Origin of the sequence: Propionibacterium australiense (genome assembly GCF_003666605.1) — a bacterium.
GTDB classification, from domain to species: Bacteria; Actinomycetota; Actinomycetes; order Propionibacteriales; family Propionibacteriaceae; genus Propionibacterium; species Propionibacterium australiense.
The window spans coordinates 109,037-132,595 of the sequence record NZ_RCIV01000001.1; the positions used below are offsets into that span (position 1 = coordinate 109,037).

Below are 23,559 nucleotides of genomic sequence, written 5' to 3' on the forward strand. Positions count from 1 at the left end.
TCACATGCCGGGCGCTGAGCGTGGCGAGGTGAGGAACATGCTCGCCACGACCAGGACGAGATGGGCCGTGTTCTCGACCAGAACCACGGCCTGTCCGACGAGTAGACCGATGGTGAGCACCACGAGGCAGGGTGAGCCCGACACAGGTTGACGAACGCACCGTGGGCGAAGTTGATCACCTCCTGAGCCCCGCACGAATCCTCTGATGACCTCGGGCAGGAATGCGATCATCGCGATGAGCACGCTCGAGAGCGCCGCCGGTGCGCCAAGCCCGCCGAACCCGTCATCCACTGCTGCCGTGTCATGGGAAGAGCAGCCCGATCGGGGTTATCAGGACGAGCAGAAGCATGGCCCCCCACGATGATCTCGGCCTGGTTCTCGCGCAGAACGGCGCTGATCACCGGTCTGGATTCACCCTTCACCGCCCTGTCGGCCGTTGATTCCCGAAAGTCCGGACTCCGCGCCGACGGCGACCACCTCCCCGGCACCGTCGGACAAGGGGATCCAGGTACCCAGGTCGCCGAGCGCGCTGAAAACCACACGGGGACTGGTCGCGGTAGTTGACCGATGCGGCACGAACCCTGACGAGCACGTCGTGGCGGCCGAGGGCGGGCTCGGCCTCGATGCCCATCACGAGGCGAGTGGGGTCTCCGGGGTGGACTCAGACTGCCTTCATGTCAGTTCTCCTTGCGGCTGTTGCCGTTGGCGCTGCTGGCGGGGCCGCTGCAAATGACGCGGGCGACGGCGAGGCTCCACTCGGCATCGGGGTTCATTCCCGCCCCGAGCCAGTCGGCGAAGACGCTCACGACAAGGTCACGCCTCACCGGTGCGTGCTCGGCATCGGCGCGGTCGAGAGCGGCCAGAAGCTCGTCGGAGGTGAGGTCGGTGCAGTACGCGGGGTTGCCGGGCTGCTGGCGCCAGGAGTCGGCGAGGGCGCCGGCGTCGACGGCATCCAGGCCGGTGTCCTCCACGAGCACCATGACGCGTTGCTTGTCGAGGGCGCGATCCGCGGCGACCGGCAGAGCAATGCGGCCGGGGGTTCCCGCGGAGGTGCCCTTGGTGGCCAGTGAGGCGGAGCCGATCGCGTTCCAGGCCTTGGCGACCGGGCGGCCGAGCTGCTGCGACACCCACTGGCTCTCGATGGTGCCGTCGGGCAGGAAACCGGCGCCGTCGCGTTGCGGGTAGTAATTTGTGGTGTCGACGACGGTGACGTCCTCGGGCAGGACCGAGAGCGTCGGCGCAAGGATGGGGATAGCGCTCAGCGGCACGGACAGGATCACCACGTCGACGTCCTGCACCGCTTGCTGCGCGGTGACGGCACAGGCGCCGTGCGCGAGCATGTCGGCCGGGATCGTCTCGGGGCCACGCGAGTTCGCGACCTTGACGTCGTGACCGGCAGCGCTGAGCTTGCGCACGAGGCTGGCACCGATGTTACCGGTGCCGATGATCCCGATTCTCATGATGGTCTCCTCTTCGTCAGGATTCAGAGAGCTGGTCAGTAGACGCGGGCGGCGACATCGACGCGCTCGGCCCGTTCGAGGGCGTCGCGGAGTTGCGTCGCGGAGGTGGGCGAGACGGGCGCCGTGAAGATGTCGTCCCCCGGATTGAGGGGCGCTGCGAGGTAAATCGGGGTGTAGGCGGCGGTCTCCGGTTCGAAGCGCCAGGCGTCCGCAGCAGTGCCGGCATCGACCGGGTCGAAACCCAAGCGGTCCACGAGCTCCATCACCACCGCGCGGGCCTTTTCGTCGTCACCGGCCACCGGGAGGGCACTGCGGTCGGAGGCGCCGTGTTCGCGAGCAAGGAGTGGGATGTGCGGGGCGAGAATATTGCTGAAGGCCTTGATCAGCCGTGCTCGGGGCAGTTTTCGCTGGGCACGCTCGGCGTTGGTGACCTCACCGGTGTCCAGTTCCGCGATGCGCCCGTCACGGTAGGGGTAGTAGTTGCTCGTGTCGAGCACGATCCGTTCGTCGAACAGCCCTGTCGGAAAGCCGTCCATCGCGTTGGGCGGGACAGCCAGGACAATGACGTCACCTGCCTGCGCGGCCTGCGCGACGGTCCCCGCCGAGGCCGTGGGGCCGAGGTCGGCGACCAGACCGCCCAGAGTCTCCGGTCCTCGCGAGTTGGCGATGACGACGTCGATGCCCGCACCGGTGGCCAGGCGCGCGATGGCGCTGCCGATGGCCCCGGCTCCGATGATGCCGATCCCCATGGCTCCTCCCGCGCTACAACATCTGCTGCCTCTCGACTGCAGCTAAAATGGAGGCTGTCTCCGGATCAAACGATACGGAGACAGCCTCCACTTTTCAAGAAGGGTGCGGCATGCCAGACAGATCGCGCACGGCAAGCCCCCGTCGGGACGCACTACGCAACCGCGAACTCCTGGTCAACGCCGCGCGCCAGGCATTCGCGAGCGACGGGCTCGACGCGTCCATGGATGCCATTGCCAAGGCCGCCGGCGTCGGCGTGGGGACACTGTACCGTCACTTCCCGACGAAGGAGGACTTGGTCGCCGCCGTCATCAATCTCGACAAACCGCAACTCGAGGCGCAGCGTGACCGCATCCGCCGTGCCGACCTCGACCCGGTAGCTGCGCTGGAGCAGTGGCTCGACGTCCTCGTCCGTAAGATGACCGCCTACGACGGGCTCCCCGGACCTCTGAGGGCAGCCGTCGACGCCACCGGCACGCCTCTGGGCAGCACCTGCCACACCATCGTAGACGCCACCGAGACCTTCCTCGCCCCCGCACGGGACGCAGGACTGGCGAAACCGCAGCTTACGGGCCGAGCCCTGTTCCTGGCCGCCTTGGGAATCGCCTGGGCGAGCTCAGCCGCCGACGACACCGAGACCCGAGAGCAACTCACCGCGACCCTGCGCTCGGGTTGGGCGGCGGAGCCCCCACCCGCCTGAACGGAACGTCCACCCAGGGCCCATCCCCGCTCTCCCGAGTGGGGCGGGGTCGACCAGGACTTCCCGGATCACGGCGCCCACGTGGAAGCCCGCGAGCGGACCTGCTCCGCCCCAGGCTCCGACGGGGACCACTTGAGGCCCTCGAACGGATCCTTGAATCGCACCGGAGTCTCCGGATAGCCCCGCCGTCAGGAAGGTCTACAGGTCGAGCGTGTCGAACCCGATGCCTCGCCGCTATGCCAGGCACGACCAACCCGGCGCACCGGCCAACAGTGAAGTGGCAATCACCCACCCCGCCGTGTATGACAAGTCGGTGATCTGTGACGTGGACCGGTTGTTCGTCGAACGGGTGTCGGACTCCACGCGCCAGCGCATCACTGACGACGCGCAGAAAGCTGTGATGGCTCGGCACCTGGCATGATCCGTGCGACGCTGTCCGTGGCGCTGGTGGGGAACACATGAGACACGCCCGCAGCGAAGGATCCCTAGCCCATGCCGTCGAGCCCGAGCACGTGCTCAAGGGCCACATGCAGGGGGATGCGTTCCTGCTCGACGCGGCGGTGTCCGTCATGGCTCGGATCGGTCAGCAACGTGTAGACGGCCCTCTCGCTCGCCCGGAGCCGCGGCACGGGCCGGGGATTCCCAGGGCGCAGCGCTGCCCCGTGCCTGTCGGTGTCGGTGCCGAAACGCTCGTAGGTGGTGTAGGCGGCCTCGTCCATGAGGACCGATTCGATGTCGCGTCCGAAGTCGGCGCGGTAGCCGTCGAGGATCTCATAACCGTCACGGTCGATGTCGCCCCAGTACACGACCAGAGGCGCCTGGTGCAGCCACTCGAACGACGCGGCCGCCTTGCCGCCGCGCCCCATGCCCTCGACACTGATCGCTCCCGGCATCGCCGGGAAGTAGATCGCCGTGTCCTTGTTCTCGGAGATGATGACGACACGAGGCCGGTAGGCAGGGGTGAACCGGTCGCCGACGGTCGCCGAGTCGTGGACGCGCCCTTCCCCGGCGATGTGGTCCGGGTCGAGGTAGGTGAAGTGGATGCGCGAGGGATGCCGGGGCGCCAGGTGAAGGTCGTGGATGCCGATGAGCGCGCACACGGTCGCCTCGTGGGCCTGCAGCCATTTCGCGTGCACGCCCGGTATCGGCACCTGTCGCGGCGTAACGCCGTGAGCCCGCAACGGATCGTCGGCGAACCAGTCGGCAACGGTGCGCAACAGGTCGAAGTCGAGATCGCTGTAGCCGTCGACGGCTCTGACGGTACGCGCCAGATCGACGAGTTGCGGGTATCCGTCCTTCAGGGCGTTGAGGCGCCGTCGACCACGCTCCAGCCGCTCGGGCCAACCGTCTCCCACGATGGCTGCGGCGTGGTCGATGCCGGCCACCTGCGCGTGGGTCGGAACCTGCTGGCGAGTCCCGCCGGTCGCCATCCGCGTGGCATACGTCAATTGGACGTCGTGCCGACGGGCCCATTGCTGCCAGTCGACGGTGAGGGCGTGGACGGCCGCGTAGTTGCCGCGCAGCTGCGCGGCGTCCGTCCGGCCCAGCGGGAAGTCGTGCGGGAACGCCGCCTCCTCGCCAGTCAAGTGGGTGTGCCAGCCCTTGGTCAGGCGGCGGCGGATGTCTGCGGTGACCTGGTCGGGCGTTTTCATGCGGGCGCTCCCTTCGCGTCGGGCAGGTCGGTCACCTTGGAGTAGCCCTTGTCGCTCTTGACCACGGTGAGCAGCAGGTCCATGTGGGGTTCGAGTGACGTGACCTTGTCGAAGGGGCCGGCGACGATGAGCTGGAAGCCCAAACGCTGCCAGGCGGTGACGGCGCGCCCGGCGAACTCGCTGTCGGCCTTGACGAAACCCTCGTCGAGGAAGACGGGCGCGAACCGGGGTCGGGAGCGTTCTTCGTCGCCGAGCTGGTAGCGCAGCGCGGATCCGACGATGAAGGCGACCAGTTCCTGGGTCTCGCCGCCGCTCTTGCCGCCGAGCGAGTCGTAGGTGGCGACCTCGTCGCCGTTCTCGTCGAGGCACACGGCGGTGATGAACACGTGCTGGCGCACGTCGAGGAAACGGTCGCGCTGCGAGGTCGATGACCTCGCGTGCCCCTCGGGGATCGAGATACGAGCCATGAACTCGGCCAGGCGTTTGAACCGGGTCTCGACCTGCTGGTCGCTGACCTCGGCGGCCAGGCCGGACGACAGGGTGCGCAGCTCCTTGCGGAACCGCTGGACCTCGTCGTTCTGGAGGCGGCGGTGGTGGATCTGCAGATGTCCCTTCCCGCCGAATGGGAGGTCGGCGAGGATGTGGTTGATCGGTTCCAGCCGGTCCTCGATCTCCTCGATGGCGGTGTCGTAGGCGTCACCGAGCCGCAGCAGGTCGTCGCTGGACCAGGCAGCGAACTCTCGGCGCCAGCGTTCCCGGCGCTCGTGCAGGCCTTCGTTCTGGATGCGGTCGAGGATGTCGCGGTAGCCGTCGGCGGACTCGGCGGCGACGCCCAGGTTGTTGTCTGGCCAGTGCTGCTGGAACTGGGTGAACATCGACTCCATGGAGCCGACGGCGCTCCTGCGTCGACGCCCGGCATCAGACGCCTTGTCGGCGAGGGCCCGTCGCAGTCCTTTGATGTTGCTGGAGAAGCCCTTCAGGTCGGAGGCGTCCCAGCTGGTTGCGAACAGTTCGTCGAGGTAGTCCTGCTGGTCGGTGGTCAGCTCGGCGGTCTGGGATTGTTCGATGGCGTCGATGCCGTCCTGGATCTGGTCGGTGTCGTCCACCAGGACGCCGTGCTCCTTGGTCAGGGCGTCGAGTCGGTCCTCACCTCTCGTGAGGTCCTTGTTGGCCTGTCGGAGCCGCCCGGAGAGCTCTTCCTCCTGCTGCTGGAGCTGATCGAGGATCGAGTTGGCCTGCCGCAGCCGGGTGATCTCGTCACGCAGCTCGTCGATGCGGCGGGTGATGCCGAGGTGGTCGATGCTGGCCCAGGTCTGGTCGGTGACGTAGCGGTGGGCGTGCTCCTGCGCGGCCAGCACTCGCAGGCGCTCGTCGAGCTGCTTGACCTGATCGTCAAGGACACGGATCCGGGGGTCCAGCTCGGCCAGGCGCGCCTCGATGTCGGCGAGGCGGCGCTTGTTGGAGAAGCCGATGATGGAGCCGTCGCCGGACTCGCCGTGGGCTCCCTTGTTGCCGTCGCGGGTCTGGCCGGACGGGGTGACGCACGGTTCGGTGTCGGTGAAGGCGTCGGGGCCGGGGACGCACAGGTGGTCGAGGCTCCGGCTGGAGACGCGGTCCTGCACCCACGCGGAGAACCCGGACTCCTTGAACGCGAGCTTGCCCGAGACGTGGTCGGGATCGCCGTGCCAGGCCCGATACTCGGCCAGGTCGACGCCGACGAACCGGATGCGCGGGGAGATGCGGATCGGTTCGATGGTACGGGACAGGTGAGCAAGCCGTTTGCGGTCGACCAGGACGGTGCGGGCAACGCCGCCCAGCGTGGTCTCGATGGCCTTGCGCCAGTGCTCCTCGTCGGGGAGCACGTCGATCAGTTCCGCGACGAACGGCAGATCGTCCTCGGGGTCCAGGCCGGCCGCCTGGGCCATGTCGACGCGGGCCTGGTGCATCCTGCGGGGCACGCTGCTGGCACGGCCCTGGAGGGAGCTGCGCTCGGCCAGGAGTTCGCGTCTCTGGGTCGTGAGCGGCGCCAGATCGTCGCGGAACTGTTCCTGTTCGGCCCGCAGATCCGCCTGCCGCTCGTCGTATGCCGCGAGGAAGGCCGTCGCATCGCGCTGAGCCTGGGCGAACTCATCGGCGGTCTCGGGCGTGACCAGGTTGATGTCGCTGGTCCGCTCGCTGAACTTGATGCTGGCGGCATAGGCGGTCTCCCGGTCGCGCTGCAGGGACTCGATCTCACGCCGGCGCGCGTCGATGGCGTCGCCGCCGTTGGCGCGCTTCTGCTCGGCGATGTCGCTCAATCTGCCTTCCAGCCTCGCGACATCGGACTTCAGCGTGGCCACGCTCGTCGACCAGCTGGCATACTCGTCACGGTTCCTTGCCACCGCGTCGTCCAGCAGCACTCGTTCGGTCCGAAGGCGCCACAGCCGGAAGGGGGTCGGGCCGTCCCGGTCAGCGCCGATCGCTGCCAGGAGCGCCGCTTCCTGCTCTGCCTGGAGCAGGTCGACCTGCAGCTCGGGCAGGCGCTGCAGCGCCTTGACCTTCTCCGCCTCGTCCTGCATCTTGTCGTAGGAGGCCTGCAGATCGGCGAAGTGTGCGATGGCCTCGTCGGCCACCTCATAGGTGATGGGCTTCTCCAGCACCATCTTCTTGTACAGGTCGTCGACGCGCTTGACCTCCAGGTTGCCCTGCACACGGGCGAGCAGGCGCAGGGCCTTGTGACCGCCATCGCTGCCGCCGATGCCCAGCCGGGTGGTGAACGTGTCCTGGAACTCGCGGAGGGTGGTGTAGGGCACGATGCCGACCGCACGCAGGCTGCGCTTCTCGAAACGGGTGACGGCCAGCTGCTCCAATGTGGACAGCTCGCAGTAACCCTCGAATGTGGCGTAGGTGGTGGTGATGTCGGCGTTGACGGTGGCTCCGGCCTTGACGAAGTACAGTCGCATGATGGTGAACCGTCGCTGTGCGTCATTGACGAAGGTGCCGGCGATGCCGCCCCACACGTGTCCGCCGTCGCGGCCGCGCAGCACGTGGTCGCGCAGCTCGTCGGAGCCGTCGACCCGGGCGGTGTCGGTCTTGCCGCGCAGGTAGGTGAGCAGGTTGCGCTGGCCGGCGGAGCGTGCCCGTCCTCCGGCCTCATTGGAGGCTCCGTTGAACGGTACGTCGCTGGGCATCATCAAGGCGATGTAGGCGTCCAGTACGGTCGACTTGCCCGAGCCCGACCCGCCGGACATGAGGGTGGAGCCCGGCGCGAACCGCACCAGGTGGTGTCCGTGGAAGCCGCCCCAGTTGACCAGTTGCAGGGTCTCGATGCGCCACTGTGAGTGGTCGGTGGGCACGGGAACGGGCAGGGTGGCGTCGGTCATGTGCTCTCCTCGAGGGTGTCGAGCAGCAGGCCGTTGGCTGTCTCGTCAACGTCAAGATCGGGTTTGGCGTCCCTCTGGTTGGACTCGATCAGCCAGGTCCACAGGGCTCGCAGCTTCTCCACCGGTAACAGGACCTCCACGACCGGAGAGATCTGGAAGCGATCGGGGTCCGGGGTGCGCAGCAGCACCTGGGCGGTGACGAGTGAGTCGATGGCCTTGTTGGCTCGGTTCTGGTCCATCGCCCGGTTGGTCGCGTGGTCTGGACGCATGTCGGCGACCTCGTCCAGCAGGGCCTGCCGGTCTACGAAGACGGCCTCGTCGCCCTCCTGACGCTGGGTGAAGAACCTGCGCCGCAGGTGCACCATGACGATCGTCTCCTCCTTGGTGTGCGAGGAGGCGCGGAGCAGTGTCGGCAGTGGTTCGGAGTCGGCGGTGGCCTGGCGTTTGAAGGCGATCCGGTGCGTCCGGTCTATGTGCAGGTCGAGGAAGACGTCGTTGAGCCGGCTCTTGATCAGCTCGGTGTCGGCCATGAGGACCGCCCAGTGCTCGGGATGCTTCTCGGCTGACAGGTAGCGGTGTTTGAGAAGAGCGTGCAGGCATCGGCGTTGCTCGGGGAACAGCCGGGAGCTGTCTCCCTCGAACATGGCCAGCGATGTCTCCTCGGTCGCGTCACCATGCTCGTTCGGATCGTCGTCGGTCCACTCGAGGTCAGTCATCGTCGTCTCCTCGGTTCTCGGGGGCGGTCAAGCGGGTGCGCGGCATGGCCAGGGTGCGAGTGGTGCCGTCTGGGCGGATGGTGCGGACTGGTTCGCGGGCAGCGAGATCGATGTCGGCGCCCATCTCCGCGAGCAGGTGCAGCATCCCCAGCACCTCGACGGGTCGTTTGAGGTCGTCGGGCAGTGTATTGAACAGATGGGCGGCGGAATCGAGAGCGTCTGAGTGCAGCTGCTCGCGGATTCTGCCTCGCAGGTCATCCAAGCGCGGGCCGCCCTGCTTGCGGATGTCGTCGAGGTCGGGAGGTGCCGGAATCAGGTCACTGACGTCCTCCAGGGGCTCCGGCGGTTTCTCGCTGTCAGGATCGAACGTGTTCAACTTGAGAGCGTCGATCTCCAGCGGTGCAGGAAGCAGCCCCACGTCGACGTGGTCGCGCGCACGAGCGTGCTGCATCCAGCCGCGCAGCTGCTCATCAATACCACGCAGCACCAGATCCAGCTCGCGGTTGCGGACGTGGTCGTAGTTCTGGATGTGCTCGCTCAGCGTGGCGGTGGCGCGGTGGCGCTGGGCGAGAACGGAGTCGATGCCCCGGCGCAGAACCTCGACCGTGCCGCGCAGCTGCCGGTTCTCCTCGGGCAGGAGTGCGTCGGCCAGGGGATGCTCCAGAATGGTGCCCAGGTCATCACGAAGGCGGCGCAACCAGTCGGGTTCCCGCAGCAGCTGAAGGGCTCCGCTGAACGCGCGCCCCTCGGGTGTGGCGGTCAGCAGTTGCTGGGACTGGTCCAGGTAGTAGTCGATGACCTCGCGGACGGGCCGGTCCTCGTTGCGGAAGCGTTGGGCGACGTCGCGGTGCACGGCGCGAACCGCCTCCTCGACGCGACGGAAGTCGGCGGGCAGTCCCTCCAGCTCGCGCAGCACGTTGGCGAACTGCTCGGCCAGCTCGTCATCGCTGACCGGCTGCAGTTCGCCGCCCGCCTGCAGTCGCTCGTACTCGGCGGTGAGCCTGGTGATCTCCCCGTGCAGATAGCTCATCCGCTTCTCGCGATCCGGGTGAGCCGCCAGCGCAGCCTCGGCGACGACGCGGCGCATCGTCTCGATGCGCGAGGCCGACACGTTGAGGGTGGTGCGGGTCGCCCGGGTCACGTAGTCGAGGGCCTGTTCGGCGTCGCTGGTGAGTCGGTAGGTCTCGTCTTCCCTGCCGGGGTCGTGGTACAGCCAGCGCTCCCGAACCCACTGGGAGGCCAGTTGCTTGCCGCTGGAGAGTGGAACGTCGTAGCCAGATGCCCGCAGCTCGTCCAGGAGCGCGTCGACGCGGGTGTGGAAGCGCTCGGTGGGGATCGGATCGGCATTCTCGGGGAACAGGCTGGCGAACACCGGCAGCGCAATGGACGCGGACTTGCGGTCCAACAGCTTGAGCGTGGGCGTGTCGAGAGCGGACTCCACTCGTGCGACGTCCGCGCGAATATCGGAGGCCATCGGTCAATCCTCCCTACCATCAGAAAACGCTGCTCATGTACTGCCACCCGCACCACTCAGGGAGACATCCGGCACAGTCGCAGGGGCCCGGCCATGCTGGCGGTCCGCGCGGAAGAACACCACGCGGCGGGGACACAACTGGCGCGAAACGGCAATCTCCGGAGCAGGCCTGGCTCACTGCTCGGTTTCGAACCACGACGACCATGATGCCCGACAGCACCGACACTTCTTGTTGGCAGGCACTTCTTCGAACCATGCTCGACCATGTCGTCGTCACCGACAACCTCAGCCTCACTGGCACTCTTCTTGAAGCCGCCGTGGAAGGCACCGGCAGCCAGGGGATGACCCCGCTCAACGACGGTGAGCGAGCACGCGATGTGTCATACGACTGCATCACGCACCGAGAAGGGCGAGCGGGATCACCGCGACCCCGTCCGGGCGGCGATACGCGGCTGGTCCCGTGGTGATGACGGCAAGGTCCACGACCCGATCCGGAATCCGATCACGTAGCCAGAGGAGATGACGCACGTCCGGGTCCTGGACCGCCGGCGCGAGTTTGACCTCGACACCGAGCACTCCCCCGTCCACCGATTCCACGATGAGATCGACTTCGTGCTCACCGGCCTTGGTTCGCAGATGGCCGACGGTGGCCTCAGCGGCCTGCGCCATGATGCGGATCCCGAGGGTGACCAAGGATTCGAAGAGGTGGCCGAGCATCGCAGCGCCCTCGGGCGCAAGCAGTGTTGACTCTGTCAATCGCAACAGGCGGGCCGCCAGCGCCGGATCGGCCAGCTGGTGCTTGGGGGCCTGCCGCAACGCGGTGAAGGGACTACCCGCCGGGATCCAGCCGGGGACGGGGTCCAGCAGCCACAGCCTGCTGAGGTGATCCCGATACGCGATGGTCGTCGTCTTCGCCGGCTGCGCGCCATCGCCACCGGTTGTGGCGTCCAGGAGTCGTGAATAAGCGGTCGTCGTCGATGACGCCGCAGCATAGGACGCGAGCCAGCGCCGCAGGGTCTCGGGGCGGCGAACCTCGTAGCCCTGATCCGGAAGATCACGATCGATGACGCGGGAGAGGTAGGAGTCCAGGAAGCCACGACACATTCGGGGTGACATGCCGAGCGTGCCGGGGAAGCCGCTGGACACGATTGCCCCGACATAATCGCGTAGACCGAACTCCGTCGTTGACCCGAGCCCTCCTGCGGTACCGGTGAGAAGCGCTGCCAGTGAGACCGCTGGACGTGTCACACCTCGCTCGTGCAGACCCATCGGGCGCATCCGGAGCGACAGGATGCGGCCCGCTCCGCTGTGCGTACCCGATGCTGACGCAGGCGTGGCAGACCCGGTGAGAAGGAATCTTCCCGGAGCAGCCCCCCTGTCCACCGCGCGCCGGACGGAGTCCCACACCTGAGGCAGCTGCTGCCACTCGTCGAGCAGCACAGTTCCCTGCGGGGCGATGGCGTCAAGTGCGAAGTCGGCACGAAGCAGTTCCCGCTGGGCCGGGTCATCCAGGAACCAGGCCTGCCCCGCTCTGCGAGCCGCGGTATCGGTCTTCCCTACACCCTTGGGTCCGTCAATCGCGATGGCAGGGGCATCTGCGAGGAGAGCATCCAACTCGAAGTCAAGGGTCCTGACAAGGTATTCCATACGTGAAGACTACTTTTTGGCTGATCTCTACGCTACCTTTTGGAGATTCAATACGATACCTTTTGGAGGACCGATACGCTACTTTTTGTCCGCGCCCCGGGCATCACACGTTGAACCGGAACTCCACCACGTCCCCGTCGGCCATGACGTAGTCCTTGCCCTCGAGCCGCACCTTCCCGGCGGCCTGGCACTCCTTCTTCGAGCCGTACTCGACCAGATCGTCATGGCCGACGCCTCATCGCCATGCCAGGCACGACCAACCCGGCGCGCGGGCCGGCAGGTGGAGCGGCAGTCGATCACCTCGGCGTAGACATCGCAGCGATGACCACGTCGCTGCTCGCCCAGTCAGTCGGTTTCGTCGTCATGCAGCGTGGATGGGCTTGATGGCGTCGAGTTCACCGGCCGCACGATCCTCCGCCAGCTCCAGCTCATACCGCGACTGCAGGTTGAGCCAGAACTGCGGTTCGACGCCGAAGTAGCGCCCCAGGCGCAACGCCGTGTCCGCCGTGATCGCCCGCTTGCCGTGCACGATCTCATTGATCCGACGCGGGGGCACGCCGATCGACACGGCGAGCTTGTGCTGCGTGATGCCGAAGGCATTGATGAAGTCCTCCATCAGGACCTCGCCCGGATGGATCGGCGCGTAGAGCTTTTCTGCCATGGTGCACCTCAGTGATAGTCCTCGATGATCCCGTTCTCGGGCCCCGCGGCGGTCCACACGAAGCAGATCCGCCACTGGTCATTGATCCGGATACTGTGTTGACCCTTACGGTCGCCCCTCAACGCTTCGAGGTGATTCCCGGGCGGGACTCGAAGCGAGTTGAGCGACACAGCGGCATCGAGCTGATGCAGCTTCCGGTTCGCCGTCTTGTGGACGCGCGGATCGATCCGCCGAGCCGGCTCACGCAGCCACACGAGCTCCGTGTCCCGGTCTCCGAAGGATCTGATCACCCACCCAGAGTGACACGCATGACGATATGCGTCAATAACGCCATACGTCATGCGGACCTTGACCACATCGCCATCGGCCACTCGTGTGGATGACTCCGGCGGCATGCGGGGCGGTCCGGCCCTTGCGGATCGGCCAAGCGCGAGCCTCCTTCTCCCCCGCAATGAGGAAGCTCTGCAGGCCGAGAGTGTCGAAGCCGGCCCGCGCCCTGGGAAACATCAAATATCCCACACCATGAGCCCGGCGGCGGACCCAGTGCACCCAACGCTTGTCCACCACACGCGCCGAAGATATCGTAGGCATGTACCTACACGGGAGGTGTCGGCATGTCCTCGATCACTGCTCGCGACTTCAACCATGACGTCAGTGCCGCCAAGCGGGCAGCCAATGACGGGCCGGTCATCATCACGGACCGCGGCAAGCCGGCGTACGTCCTGCTGACCATTGACGACTACCACCGCCTCGGTGAGACGGGCACCTCACTGGTCGACAGACTGAGCATGGATGACGACGTCGATGTCGAGTTCGAGCCGGCATCCATCGGCCTGAGGATTCCAGAGTTGTGAGCTTTCTCCTGGACACCAATGTGGTCAGCGAACTCCGCAAGCCCGCGCGCAGAGCCGACCCTCACGTACGTTCATGGGTGGCGTCACGAAGGCCGTCGGATCTGTACCTGTCGGTGATCACCATTCTTGAGGTGGAACGGGGCATAGCCAGCCTGGACAGGCGGGACCACATCCAAGCGCAGCGGCTCCAGTCATGGTTGGACGAGCAGCTTCTCGACGCCTTTGCCGGCCGGATCCTCCCCATCGATCTTGCCGCGGCCCGCCGCGCCGCACGCCTGCACGTCCCGGACCCGCGGCCAGAACGCGACGCACTCATCGCAGCCACCGCGACGGTCAACGGCCTGACCGTGGTCACGCGCAACACCAGGGACTTCGCGGTGTTGGGAGTAGCGGTCGTCAACCCGTGGGAGAGCACGCCCCGGTGAAACAAGCCTTTCCGGGAACCGCGCCTCGCAATTCCTGAAGCACCTGCGCACGCAGCCCGCCACCTCGTAGGCGGCGTGGGCCGGGGAGCGTGCCCCGCGCCCCCACCGGTCTCGACTATGCCCGGGCGCAACGCCGTGTCCGCGGTGATCGCCCGCTTGCCGTGCACGATCTCATTGACCCGACGCGAGGGCACACCGATCGACATGGCGAGCCCGTGCTGCGCGATGCCGAAGACGTCAATGACGTCACACGTTGAACCGGAACTCCACCACGTCCCCGTCGGCCATGACGTAGTCCTTGCCCTCGAGCCGCACCTTCCCGGCGGCCTGGCACTCCTTCTTCGAGCCGTACTCGACCAGATCGTCGTAGCTGACGACCTCGGCCTTGATGAAGCCCTTCTCGAAGTCGGTGTGGATGACGCCGGCGGCCTGCGGGGCGGTCCAGCCCTTGCGGATCGTCCAGGCGCGGGCCTCCTTCTCGCCGGCGGTGAGGAAGCTCTGCAGGCCGAGGGTGTCGTAGCCGACCCGGGCGAGCTTGTCGAGGCCGGGTTCGTCGACGCCCATCTCGGTGAGGAACTCGCGGGCCTCGTCCGGTTCCATCTCGACCAGCTCGGCCTCGAACTTGGCGTCGAGGAAGATGGCCTCGGCCGGGGCGACGAGTGCGCGGGTACGGGCCTTCAGCTCCTCGTCGGCCAGTTCGTCCTGGTCGCAGTTGAAGACGTAGATGTACGGCTTCGCGGTGAGCAGCCACAGCTCGCGCAGCGGCTCGGGGTCGAGGCCGGCCTGGAAGACGCCGACGCCCTTGCTGAGGGTCTCGTATGCCTCGCGGTAGGCGGCCGCGCGGGGGCGGGCCTCCTTCTTGATCGCCGCCTCCTTCTCGACCTTGGGCAGCGCCTTCTCCAGGGTCTGCAGGTCGGCGAGCACCAGCTCGGTGGTGATCGTCTCCAGGTCGGACGCCGGGTCGATCGAGCCCGCGACGTGCGAGACGTCGGCGTCGGTGAACATGCGGGTGACCTGGCAGATCGCGTCGGCCTCGCGGATGTTGGCGAGGAAGGCGTTGCCCATGCCCTCGCCCTGGCTGGCGCCCTTGACGATGCCGGCGATGTCGACGAAGCTCACCGTGGCGGGCACGAGGCGCTGCGAGTTGAACATCCTCCCCAGCACCTCGAGACGGGGCTCGGGCACCCCGACCACGCCGACGTTGGGTTCGATCGTCGCGAACGGATAGTTCGCCGCGAGCACGTCGTTGCGGGTCAGCGCGTTGAACAGGGTCGATTTGCCGGCGTTGGGGAGGCCGACGATTCCGATGGTGAGTGCCACGTCCAACCAGATTACCGTTCGCCGGCCACCACACCCCAGCCGGCTCCGCCGGGCGTCTGCGGTCGGACGCGGATGGGGAACAGGCCGGGCAACGGCACCGCCCTCAGCGCAGGTCCGCCCTCATCTCCTGGGCGAGTGATCTCACCATCTCGGTGTCGATGACCAGCACCGCCTCGCCCGTCGGCTGGTTCTGCACGATCCATCTCTTGTGCCGCGTGACGATGGCGTCCGCGAAGGTGCGCGCCCACCGGGGTTAGCTGCCAGAAGCGGCTGATCGCGTAGTGATGGTCAGCAGCCGCGCCGTGTGCCTCAGGATCGGTGGCGCCACGCCACTGTCCATGGTTTCGGCCAGTCACCGGAACAGGTCTGCAGACTGGGCGGCTTCGTGTTCGTGGCTGGCAGGGGTGGGGTCGGTGTTCGTGTGGATGCGTAGCGCGGTGATGAGCTCCCGGTAGAGTGTGTCGCGGATGAGGAGGTCGCGGTGGGTTCCTATATCTCGCAAGACACCGTCTTCGAGGACGATGATCTGGTCGGCATCGAGCACCGTGGACAGGCGGTGCGCGATAGTGACGACCGCGCCCTCTCGTGAAGCGGTGGCGATGACGTTCTGGATAGCCGCTTCGGTGGTCGCGTCGAGTTGGGCGGTGGCCTCGTCCAGCAGGAGCACGTTCGGGCGGCGCACCAGCGCTCGCGCGACAGCAAGGCGTTGACGCTCCCCGCCTGAGAGAGTGGTCTCGGTAACGTTCGCGTCCAGCCCGCCATTCAGGGAGCGAATCTTCTGATCGAGGCGTACTGACGCCAGTGCCTCCCACGCTTCGTCGTCGGTGGCTCCGGGCGCACGGAAGAGCACGTTGTCACGAACGGTCCCGGGGATCACAGGGGTTTCCTGTTCGACGTAGGCGATGCCGGACCTGACATCGTCAATGCTCAACCGGTCGTAGGGCACGCCGTTCAGTTCAAGCCGCCCCGAGCTGGGGTCGATGAAGCGCAGCAGTAACGAGAAGACGGTGGTCTTTCCTGCACCTGACGGGCCTACGAGTGCGATATGCCCCTTGCGCGGGATGGCGAGTGTCACGTCGGATAGCGCGGGGGTGTCTGCATCGGCGTAACCTGCTGTGACCGCGCGGAGCGCGAGTACCGGTGCATCGGGGTTGCTCGGGTCAGCAACTGCGTCGCTAGGGCGAGCGTGCGTGTTTTCGAGTTCAAGGTGTTCGGTTTCGCGAATGCGCGCAGCTGCGGCGAGGCCGCTCTGGAGGGTGGCGAATGACCCGGCCAGTGAGGTGATCGGCTCGACGATATTGAAGGCGTACAGCAAGAATGCAACCAGGGTGGACACGGCGAGCTCGCCGAGCGCGAGGCGTCTTGCGCCGAGGCCGAGGATGACGATGACCGCCAGTTGCATTCCCCCGCCTGCGACCGCCCACGCCAGCGCAGAGAACCATACCGAGCAGATGGCGTGCCGGGCAGACTCTTCGGCTTTCATGTTCACGCGTGCAATTTCACGGAACTCAGCGCGGCTGGACTTCACCGTACGCAGTGCGCGCACGTCGCCCTCCAATGCCGCACCAAGCTCTCCGATGGCATCCTGGGCACGCTTGTCGGCTTTGCCGATCTGCGGGACGAGCACACCGAACAGGCCCACGACGACCACCAGCGCGAGAAGCGTGGTCAACAGGAGAGGCCAATCGAGGAGTGCCATCAATACGATGGTCCCGACCAATGACGCCAGGCCGTTGATGAGTTGCACGAGACTGTTCGTTGCCGCTTCCCGCAACAGCAGCGTGTCACTGGTCACACGGGTGACGAGTTCGCCGGTGCGAAAGCGCTGAATCTGTTCCAGCTTCGCCAGGAAAAATCGACTGACCAGGCCACGGCGAGCATCCAGCACGATACGTTCCGAGATCCTGCCCAGCAGCACGCTCTGCGCGAGGTTCGCGATGATCCCGACGATCAAGATCAGCACCAACACTGCGACCGGCCTGGCAAGTTCGAGTTCGGCTCCAAGCGAATCGAGAACCCATTTGGTGACCATAGGCGTCGCAAGCGTGATCGCCGTCGTAAACAATCCCAGCAGGATACCGATGATGAGAGTGTGCAGATGCGGACGCGCGTACGACCACAACAGCGCGATACCCTCACGGAACGGAACCGCAGAGCTACCCGGCGTCATGTCACGGATGTCGTCAATCGGAGACTCAGAGGAGGTCATCGCATATTTCTTGATCGTCTTTGGTGAGTGTCATTGGGAAGCTCGACTGACGACGCTGCCGATCTGGAACAGGCGAAGCCACGCCACGAGCTTCTGCGGACTTGGCGACAAGCCCCATCACCAATAATACGAAGAAGGTAACGGAAAGTCCATAGGTTCTCGTGCCAAGCCTGCATCGTGGTGGCCTGGAGGCACTATCGAGGGGCTCGCGCCCGTCCGGGCGGCCTGGGGATGACGGCGCCACTGGCAAGGCAGGAACCAGAACGCGACGAAACTCACCCGCGCCCAGAAACAAGACTCAAGGCTGTTCTTGCTCTACCGAACCGGGCTGCTAATCGCCGCCACCACCATCGACGAGTGCCCCTCGTACGGGTCGTGGCGCCTGACCAAAAGCCCTAACCGGAAAGACCACCGGTGGTGAGTCAGTTGCCTAGAGCTTTATGCAACGTCAGCGCCAATGCTGTGCGATCTCTCGCATCGAGTTTCCGCAGGAGTGCCGAGACATGGTTTTTCACGGTGCCTTCGGCGAGCACAAGAGTTTCTGCGATCTCGCTGTTTGTCAGTCCTCGTGCAACGAGTTCGGCCACTACGCGTTCGCTTCGGGTGAGTATCGCCAGGGACTCATCTCGGGCGTTCATGGTGCGCATCGCTGCCTTCGCAACGCGCGGATCGATCACCATCCCGCCGTCAAGAACCGCACGCACTGCAGCAGTGAGCCCTTCGACAGATGTGTCTTTAAGTAAGAAGCCCGACGCGCCAGCAGCGAGTGCGGCCTGCACGAGTGCGTCATCGTCGAAAGTGGTCAGGATCAGGACTGGCAGACCAGGGTAGAGGCTCGCGCACTGGAATGTGAGTTCCACGCCGTCCATGCCGGGCATACGCGCGTCCGTGAGGACCACATCGACGTCTTCATCGGCGAGGGCCGCGAGCGCCATCTCCCCATCCGAAGCCTGGGCCACAATCTCGATCCCACCCACGGTGGCGAGGAGCATGGTCAGGCCTCGACGTATAAGCTGCTGGTCTTCAACCAGCAGCACGCGTATCGATTCCGGATCAGTCACGTTGTCTCCTTTCGATCGGTACCTCCAGAACCGCCGAGCGGCACAACGACGTCAAGGTGGAACTCACCATCGATACGGCAGGCGTGCACGGACCCGCCGCGCACTGCGGCACGGTCGGAGATTCCTCGCAACCCGAACCCGAAGTCGGGTACTAACTCCGGTTGCCCGACGGTCGCAGCCGATCCGAAGTCGTTGATGACGGCCAGTTCCATCCGCCGCTCCTTTACTGCGAGGAAGATGCGCACTGTCCGGGCTCGACTATGACGCAAGGCGTTGGTCAGACCTTCTTGGACTGCGCGGTAGATCAGCAGCGCAACCTCATCGTCACTGGTGAGTTCGCGGTCTGATGCTTCATCCCCGGAAACGTCCACGGTCAGACCGGTGCCCCGGAACGATTCGGCGATGAGCTCAAGTGCGGCAAGTCCACGAGCTTCCGAGTCTCGCACTGGGTTCAAGGCTCGTACCCACATCCGCATCTCGGCGAGAGCGTCACTGGTGGTGTCCTTGGCGGTGTGGATCTCCTCCCACGCCTGGTCAACATCAATTCCACGCATCCTTTCAGCCAGTTCGAGACTCATCGAGACAAGCGTGAGCCGGTGACCGAGCCCGTCGTGGAGTTCCCTCGCGCTCCGGGCTCGTTCCTCTGAAAGCAGAAGTTCCTTTTCCATTTCCGTAGCATGTCGCAGGCGATTGATCACCTTCTGATCATCGTGTCGGCGCTTTTCGAAACTGCGCAGCAAAAGACCAAGGGCGATCCCAAAACACAAAAGCACGGCGACGGGAACGACATTGATCAGTCCTTGAGTCGCACCCACGGGAAACGCGTCCCACGGCGTCAGGCTGCCGAAGACATGCAGCGCGAAACCTACGCACGAAATCCATACGGTTGCATGGATCCCCGCCCTGAGAGAAACGTCAACGACGGCGAACGCGACTACCAGAAGAAGAACCGGGATGGTGAAGTTCAAGGTGCCGAAGACCGCGATCGGTGTTGCCAGGAGAACGGCAAGCATCGTCCATTCGACACCGTGAGGGTTATTCAAAACTCTTGGTTTGAGGGGTGATCTTGGAGGCTATTTCACCAGTATGGGCGTGTCATGATAAAAGGTGAGGGCCTGCCACAGAGATAATTGGGTTACCAAACACTCGACAATCTCAGAACAGGCCCTCACATGTATCATACAACAGGCTTCTCCCCGGCCGCAATGGCAGCCCTCCACCAGATCCTGACCCACAATTACCCTCGCCTCCCGCAGACAACCGGACGCCCGCCCGCAATGAGCCAGTCCGAAGAAATCAGAGCCACCCTCGTCTACCACCGCCGCAACCGCACCCAGACAGAACTCGCCGAGTCCTTCGGCGTATGCCAGTCCTCCATCTGTCGGGCCATCAGCCGATGGACACCCCGCATCGCCGAAGCCCTCGAGGACTTCATCCCCACCGTGGAAGACCTCGACCCATCCCACACCCTCATCGTCGACGGCACCCTCGTGACCTGCTGGAACTGGAAGAACCAGCCCGCCCTCTACTCCGGCAAACACCACCACACCGGCCTGAACCTCCAGGTCGCCTGCGACCTGACCGGACGCCTGGCCTGGGTGTCAGACCCGACCCCAGGCGCCACCCACGACACCAAAGCCCTCCGACTCACCGGCCTGCTCGAACACTTCCCCAACACCCCACCAGTGGCCGACAAGGGCTACACCGGACTGGGCATGATCACCCCGGAACGAAAACCAGTCCACGGCGAGCTGACAGAAAACCAGAAACAGTACAACAGAACCATCAACAAGCTACGCGCCCCAGTCGAACGAGCAATCCCCCAGCCTCAAAACCTGGCGAATACTCCACACCGGCTACCGCAGACCCATCCACACCTTCCCACAAACCATCACAACAGTCATCGCACTAGAATTCTACAAAAACAGTTTTGCATAACCCTCGATGAAATGAACGCTCATCATTGCATAAATGTTCTTGTGCCAGACGTAGGCGAGCCCGAAGGACATGCCGAGTACTGCGTACGTCAGGATCCCGAACGGGTACACCGCGTGGGCGGCGGCGAACAGGACCGAGCTGACCATCAACGTGACAGCGGTCCGAGCGCCACCCTGCAACGAGATCAGGTACTTCCGGTAGAACATCTCTTCCGCGAGCGGAGGGAACGCAATCGTCTGCACCGCGAAGAGGAACAGCCCGAAACGCGTGGTGCTCCTCAGTTTTATGTCACCCAGCGGCACGTCGGCGAAGCATCCCTGCAGAACCGTCATAGCGGCGAATCCTGCCCCGATCAGCACCAGTGTACCGAGACAGGCAACCCAGAAGATCTTCTTACGCAACTCGTCCCACCACTCGGTGAATGAGTACTCACGCCGTGCCGCGAAGTACAGGATCATCAGCAGGTAGAGCATCAGGTTCAGGTATATCGTCCTCGGAATGCCGACAACCACGAGAACGACGAAGACTGCTTCCACTGCAAGCGGGAAGAGGTTCTTGAGCAGATACGCCCAGAACCCATCCTTCTTCAATCCGATCACCCTCCGCAGCGAGCGCGTGGACGTATGTCCGTGGAACCGATCGACCCAACCATGGCCACGGATGAGGGTACGCGACCGAACCCATCGACAGGCCACGTGAATCGCATGGCAGACTCCCCTGCACCTGACCGCGGGCATCGTGGTGCACATTCACTTGGACGGATCTGTGCATCACAGGGTGGGAGGGGCTGAGGAACGCCGGCGAACCCACCCGCCGGACGCAGCGCACCAGGCCCCTGCCAGGTGCCAGGGCCCGGCAACGCAGCGGCCCCAGAGGCAACGCCCCTGGGGCCGGCTCGGTCGACCGCGGGATCCAGGATCAGGCCTCGGCGGCCTCGTCCTCGATGACCGGGGTCAGCGAGAGCTTGCCGCGGTCATCGATGTCGGTGATCTCGACCTGGAGCTTCTGCCCGACGGACAGCACGTCCTCGGCGTCCTCGACGCGCTTGCCGCCGTTGAGGGCGCGCAGCTTCGAGATGTGGAGCAGGCCGTCCTTGCCCGGCAGCAGCGAGACGAAGGCGCCGAAGCTCGTGAGCTTCACGACGGTACCCAGGTAGCGCTCGCCCATCTCCGGCATCGTCGGGTTGGCGATGGCGTTGATCATCGTGCGGGCGGCCTCGGCGGCCTCGCCGTTGTCGGCACCGATGTAGATCGTGCCGTCCTCCTCGATGGAGATGTTGGCGCCGGTGTCGTCCTGGATCTGGTTGATGACCTTGCCCTTGGGCCCGATGACCTCACCGATCTTGTCGGTGGGGATGTGCACGGTGATGATGCGCGGGGCGAACTCGCTCATCTCGTCGGGCGCGTCGATCGCGTCGCTGATGACGTCGAGGATCGTCGTGCGGGCCTCGCGGGCCTGCAGCAGGGCTTGGGCCAGGACGTCGGCGGGGATGCCGTCGAGCTTCGTGTCGAGCTGCAGGGCGGTGACGAACTCGCTGGTGCCGGCCACCTTGAAGTCCATGTCGCCGAGGGCGTCCTCGGCACCGAGGATGTCGGTGAGGGCCAGGTAGGTGGTCTCGCCGTCCTCGCCGGTCTCGCTCATGAGGCCCATGGCGATGCCCGCCACGGGGGCCCGCAGCGGCACGCCGGCGTTGAGCAGGGACAGCGTCGAGGCGCAGACCGAGCCCATCGAGGTGGAGCCGTTGGAGCCGATGGCCTCGGAGACCTGCCGGATGGCGTAGGGGAACTCGTCGCGGGTCGGCAGCACCGGGACGATGGCGCGCTCGGCGAGGTGGCCGTGACCGACCTCGCGGCGCTTCGGCGAACCGATCCGGCCGGTCTCGCCGGTGGAGTACGGCGGCATCTCGTACTGGTGCATGTAGCGCTTGGACCGCACCGCGCTCAGGGTGTCGAGCTTCTGCTCCATGTCGAGCATGTTGAGCGTCGTGATGCCCAGGACCTGGGTCTCGCCGCGCTGGAACAGGCCCGAGCCGTGGACGCGCGGGATGACACCGACCTCGCTGGACAGCGCCCGGATGTCCTTGGGGCCACGGCCGTCGATGCGGATGCCCTCGGTCAGGACCCGGCCGCGGACGATCTTCTTCTGCATCGCCTTGAAGGCGCCGGAGATCTCGCCCTCACGACCGGCGAAGGCCTCCTCCGCGACCATGGTCTCCTTGATCTCGTGCTTGAGCTCGGACTCGGCGTCCTGGCGCTCCAGCTTGGCGGCGATCTGCTCGATCTCGTCGAGCCGGTCGTAGCCGAGCTCGTTCACGCGCTCCCAGACGTCCTCCTCGTACTCCTTGAAGACGGGGAAGTCGTAGGTCTCCTTGTTGACCTCGGCGGCCAGCTCGGCCTGGGCGTCGCAGAGGGCCTTGATGAACGGCTTGGCGGCCTCCAGGCCGGCGCCGACGACCTCCTCGGTGGGGGCGGTGCGGCCGGCCTTCACCAGGTCCCAGGTGGCCTCGGTGGAACCGGCCTCGACCATCATGATGGCGACGTCGCCGCTGGCCAGGACGCGTCCGGCGACGACCATCGAGAACGTGGCCTCGCTCTCCTGGTCGACGGTGGGGAAGCACACCCACTGGTCGCCGATGAGGCTGATCCGCACGCCGCCGATCGGCCCGGAGAAGGGCAGACCGGAGATCTGGGTGGACATGGACGCGGCGTTGATGGCCACGACGTCGTACTCGACCTTCGGGTTGAGCGCGAGGACGGTGATGACGACCTGGACCTCGTTGCGCAGCCCCTTCTTGAAGGCGGGGCGCAGCGGGCGGTCGATGAGGCGGCAGGCCAGGATGGCGCCCTCGCTGGGCCGTCCCTCGCGGCGGAAGAACGAGCCGGGGATGCGCCCGACCGCGTACATCTTCTCGTCGACGTCGACGGTCAGCGGGAAGAAGTCGATGGACTCGCGCGGGGACTTCTGCGCGGTCGTGGCACTGAGCAGCATGGTGTCGCCGTCCAGGTAGACGGCGGCGGAGCCGTCGGCCTGCTTGGCGAGCTTGCCGGTCTCGAAACGGACAACATGCCTGCCGAACGAGCCGTTGTCGATGACGGCCTCGGTGAACTTGATGTCGGGTCCCTCCATGGGATTCCTTCCAGTTGGGAGAAATCGTTGCGGGCATGGACGCCCATCGGAACCGGTCTTCGATCGAGGACGCCGGGACGTGCCCGGGATCCACCACCGAGGACCGAGGCCTGAGTGTGGCGGCCATGACAGCAGCGTCGATGGGTGCGCATCGGACGCACCGCCCACAAGGCTAGCCGACGATGAGCGGTTCCACCCATTTCAACC

20 protein-coding genes and 3 pseudogenes are annotated in these 23,559 nt (G+C 65.6%); 5 read left to right on the forward strand and 18 right to left on the reverse strand.

Annotated elements, in window-relative coordinates:
- The 3 genes from D9T14_RS14045 to D9T14_RS00510 all read right to left on the reverse strand — a co-directional run bounded on the left by D9T14_RS14045 (position 1) and on the right by D9T14_RS00510 (position 2,209).
- On the reverse strand, positions 1-123 hold the full coding sequence (locus tag D9T14_RS14045) for a hypothetical protein (protein WP_259340976.1): 123 nt from the start codon (positions 121-123) through the stop codon (positions 1-3).
- Positions 124-677: 554 nt separating this feature from the next.
- Positions 678-1,460: an NADPH-dependent F420 reductase gene (locus D9T14_RS00505; RefSeq protein WP_119161914.1), complete on the reverse strand. Its 783-nt coding sequence runs from the start codon at positions 1,458-1,460 to the stop codon at positions 678-680.
- 35 nt (positions 1,461-1,495) lie between these two features.
- Positions 1,496-2,209 carry an NADPH-dependent F420 reductase gene (locus tag D9T14_RS00510; protein WP_119161915.1) on the reverse strand — a complete coding sequence of 238 codons (714 nt, stop codon included), beginning with the start codon at positions 2,207-2,209 and terminating at the stop codon, positions 1,496-1,498.
- 110 nt (positions 2,210-2,319) lie between these two features.
- On the opposite strand from D9T14_RS00510, the gene D9T14_RS00515 reads away from it, so the two are divergent.
- A complete protein-coding gene (locus tag D9T14_RS00515; protein WP_170175658.1) occupies positions 2,320-2,907 on the forward strand; it encodes a TetR/AcrR family transcriptional regulator in 588 nt (195 codons plus the stop codon).
- Between the two features lie 211 nt (positions 2,908-3,118).
- Positions 3,119-3,328, forward strand: coding sequence for a hypothetical protein (locus tag D9T14_RS00520; protein WP_126464182.1), 210 nt, complete (start codon positions 3,119-3,121; stop codon positions 3,326-3,328).
- A gap of 64 nt (positions 3,329-3,392) precedes the next feature.
- On the opposite strand, the gene D9T14_RS00525 is transcribed toward D9T14_RS00520, so the two are convergent.
- The 9 genes and pseudogenes from D9T14_RS00525 to D9T14_RS00565 all read right to left on the reverse strand — a co-directional run.
- Positions 3,393-4,559 (reverse strand): DUF3322 and DUF2220 domain-containing protein, encoded by a 1,167-nt coding sequence (locus tag D9T14_RS00525; RefSeq protein WP_119161918.1) that lies wholly within the window; start codon positions 4,557-4,559, stop codon positions 3,393-3,395.
- Positions 4,556-7,921: an ATP-binding protein gene (locus D9T14_RS14335; protein ID WP_119161919.1), complete on the reverse strand. Its 3,366-nt coding sequence runs from the start codon at positions 7,919-7,921 to the stop codon at positions 4,556-4,558. Before D9T14_RS14335 ends, D9T14_RS00525 begins: the two co-directional genes overlap by 4 nt.
- Positions 7,918-8,637, reverse strand: coding sequence for a DUF4194 domain-containing protein (locus D9T14_RS00535; RefSeq protein ID WP_119161920.1), 720 nt, complete (start codon positions 8,635-8,637; stop codon positions 7,918-7,920). The genes D9T14_RS14335 and D9T14_RS00535 overlap by 4 nt, the downstream gene beginning before the upstream one ends.
- Complete coding sequence (locus D9T14_RS00540) at positions 8,630-10,111, reverse strand: DUF3375 family protein (RefSeq protein WP_119161921.1); 1,482 nt, start codon at positions 10,109-10,111, stop codon at positions 8,630-8,632. The genes D9T14_RS00535 and D9T14_RS00540 overlap by 8 nt, the downstream gene beginning before the upstream one ends.
- Before the next feature lie 393 nt (positions 10,112-10,504).
- Complete coding sequence (locus tag D9T14_RS00545; protein WP_119161922.1) at positions 10,505-11,758, reverse strand: ATP-binding protein; 1,254 nt, start codon at positions 11,756-11,758, stop codon at positions 10,505-10,507.
- Between the two features lie 103 nt (positions 11,759-11,861).
- Positions 11,862-11,990, reverse strand: a pseudogene (locus D9T14_RS00550) (DUF933 domain-containing protein); the annotation flags it as partial.
- Between the two features lie 129 nt (positions 11,991-12,119).
- Positions 12,120-12,419: a HigA family addiction module antitoxin gene (locus D9T14_RS00555; RefSeq protein ID WP_119161923.1), complete on the reverse strand. Its 300-nt coding sequence runs from the start codon at positions 12,417-12,419 to the stop codon at positions 12,120-12,122.
- A gap of 8 nt (positions 12,420-12,427) precedes the next feature.
- The gene (locus D9T14_RS00560) at positions 12,428-12,709 is read right to left on the reverse strand and encodes a type II toxin-antitoxin system RelE/ParE family toxin (protein ID WP_119161924.1); all 282 of its coding nucleotides are present in this window, start codon (positions 12,707-12,709) and stop codon (positions 12,428-12,430) included.
- 82 nt (positions 12,710-12,791) lie between these two features.
- Positions 12,792-12,914: pseudogene (locus tag D9T14_RS00565) on the reverse strand (DUF933 domain-containing protein); the annotation flags it as partial.
- Between the two features lie 119 nt (positions 12,915-13,033).
- Here D9T14_RS00565 and D9T14_RS00570 point away from each other — a divergent pair.
- Positions 13,034-13,273: a type II toxin-antitoxin system Phd/YefM family antitoxin gene (locus tag D9T14_RS00570; RefSeq protein WP_119161925.1), complete on the forward strand. Its 240-nt coding sequence runs from the start codon at positions 13,034-13,036 to the stop codon at positions 13,271-13,273.
- On the forward strand, positions 13,270-13,698 hold the full coding sequence (locus tag D9T14_RS00575) for a type II toxin-antitoxin system VapC family toxin (RefSeq protein ID WP_119161926.1): 429 nt from the start codon (positions 13,270-13,272) through the stop codon (positions 13,696-13,698). Before D9T14_RS00570 ends, D9T14_RS00575 begins: the two co-directional genes overlap by 4 nt.
- A 246-nt stretch (positions 13,699-13,944) precedes the next feature.
- Here D9T14_RS00575 and ychF read toward each other — a convergent pair whose 3' ends face one another.
- From ychF to D9T14_RS00600, 4 genes are all read right to left on the reverse strand, one after another.
- Positions 13,945-15,018, reverse strand: coding sequence for a redox-regulated ATPase YchF (ychF, locus tag D9T14_RS00585; protein WP_119161927.1), 1,074 nt, complete (start codon positions 15,016-15,018; stop codon positions 13,945-13,947).
- A gap of 352 nt (positions 15,019-15,370) precedes the next feature.
- A complete protein-coding gene (locus D9T14_RS00590) occupies positions 15,371-17,227 on the reverse strand; it encodes an ABC transporter ATP-binding protein (RefSeq protein ID WP_119161928.1) in 1,857 nt (618 codons plus the stop codon).
- A 422-nt stretch (positions 17,228-17,649) separates the two neighbouring features.
- Positions 17,650-18,288, reverse strand: coding sequence for a response regulator transcription factor (locus D9T14_RS00595; protein WP_232012467.1), 639 nt, complete (start codon positions 18,286-18,288; stop codon positions 17,650-17,652).
- Complete coding sequence (locus tag D9T14_RS00600) at positions 18,285-19,301, reverse strand: sensor histidine kinase (protein WP_119161929.1); 1,017 nt, start codon at positions 19,299-19,301, stop codon at positions 18,285-18,287. Before D9T14_RS00600 ends, D9T14_RS00595 begins: the two co-directional genes overlap by 4 nt.
- Before the next feature lie 264 nt (positions 19,302-19,565).
- Here D9T14_RS00600 and D9T14_RS14385 point away from each other — a divergent pair.
- A pseudogene (locus tag D9T14_RS14385) lies at positions 19,566-20,096 on the forward strand (transposase family protein); the annotation flags it as partial.
- 108 nt (positions 20,097-20,204) lie between these two features.
- On the opposite strand, the gene D9T14_RS00610 reads toward D9T14_RS14385, so the two are convergent.
- Positions 20,205-20,825, reverse strand: coding sequence for a CPBP family intramembrane glutamic endopeptidase (locus tag D9T14_RS00610; protein ID WP_170175729.1), 621 nt, complete (start codon positions 20,823-20,825; stop codon positions 20,205-20,207).
- Positions 20,826-21,144: 319 nt separating this feature from the next.
- A complete protein-coding gene (locus D9T14_RS00615) occupies positions 21,145-23,352 on the reverse strand; it encodes a polyribonucleotide nucleotidyltransferase (RefSeq protein WP_119162319.1) in 2,208 nt (735 codons plus the stop codon).
- Positions 23,353-23,559 lie beyond the last annotated feature (207 nt).

Coding starts and splice junctions, on each gene's coding strand:
- D9T14_RS00600 (WP_119161929.1), bottom strand. CDS start 19,301: ATGCTTGCCGTTCTCCTGGCAACACCGATCGCGGTCTTCGGCACCTTG.
- D9T14_RS00535 (WP_119161920.1), bottom strand. CDS start 8,637: ATGACTGACCTCGAGTGGACCGACGACGATCCGAACGAGCATGGTGAC.
- D9T14_RS00545 (WP_119161922.1), bottom strand. CDS start 11,758: ATGGAATACCTTGTCAGGACCCTTGACTTCGAGTTGGATGCTCTCCTC.
- D9T14_RS14335 (WP_119161919.1), bottom strand. CDS start 7,921: ATGACCGACGCCACCCTGCCCGTTCCCGTGCCCACCGACCACTCACAG.
- D9T14_RS00505 (WP_119161914.1), bottom strand. CDS start 1,460: ATGAGAATCGGGATCATCGGCACCGGTAACATCGGTGCCAGCCTCGTG.
- D9T14_RS00515 (WP_170175658.1), top strand. CDS start 2,320: ATGCCAGACAGATCGCGCACGGCAAGCCCCCGTCGGGACGCACTACGC.
- D9T14_RS00510 (WP_119161915.1), bottom strand. CDS start 2,209: ATGGGGATCGGCATCATCGGAGCCGGGGCCATCGGCAGCGCCATCGCG.
- D9T14_RS00555 (WP_119161923.1), bottom strand. CDS start 12,419: ATGGCAGAAAAGCTCTACGCGCCGATCCATCCGGGCGAGGTCCTGATG.
- D9T14_RS00615 (WP_119162319.1), bottom strand. CDS start 23,352: ATGGAGGGACCCGACATCAAGTTCACCGAGGCCGTCATCGACAACGGC.
- D9T14_RS00590 (WP_119161928.1), bottom strand. CDS start 17,227: ATGACCTCCTCTGAGTCTCCGATTGACGACATCCGTGACATGACGCCG.
- D9T14_RS00540 (WP_119161921.1), bottom strand. CDS start 10,111: ATGGCCTCCGATATTCGCGCGGACGTCGCACGAGTGGAGTCCGCTCTC.
- D9T14_RS00570 (WP_119161925.1), top strand. CDS start 13,034: ATGTCCTCGATCACTGCTCGCGACTTCAACCATGACGTCAGTGCCGCC.
- D9T14_RS00525 (WP_119161918.1), bottom strand. CDS start 4,559: ATGAAAACGCCCGACCAGGTCACCGCAGACATCCGCCGCCGCCTGACC.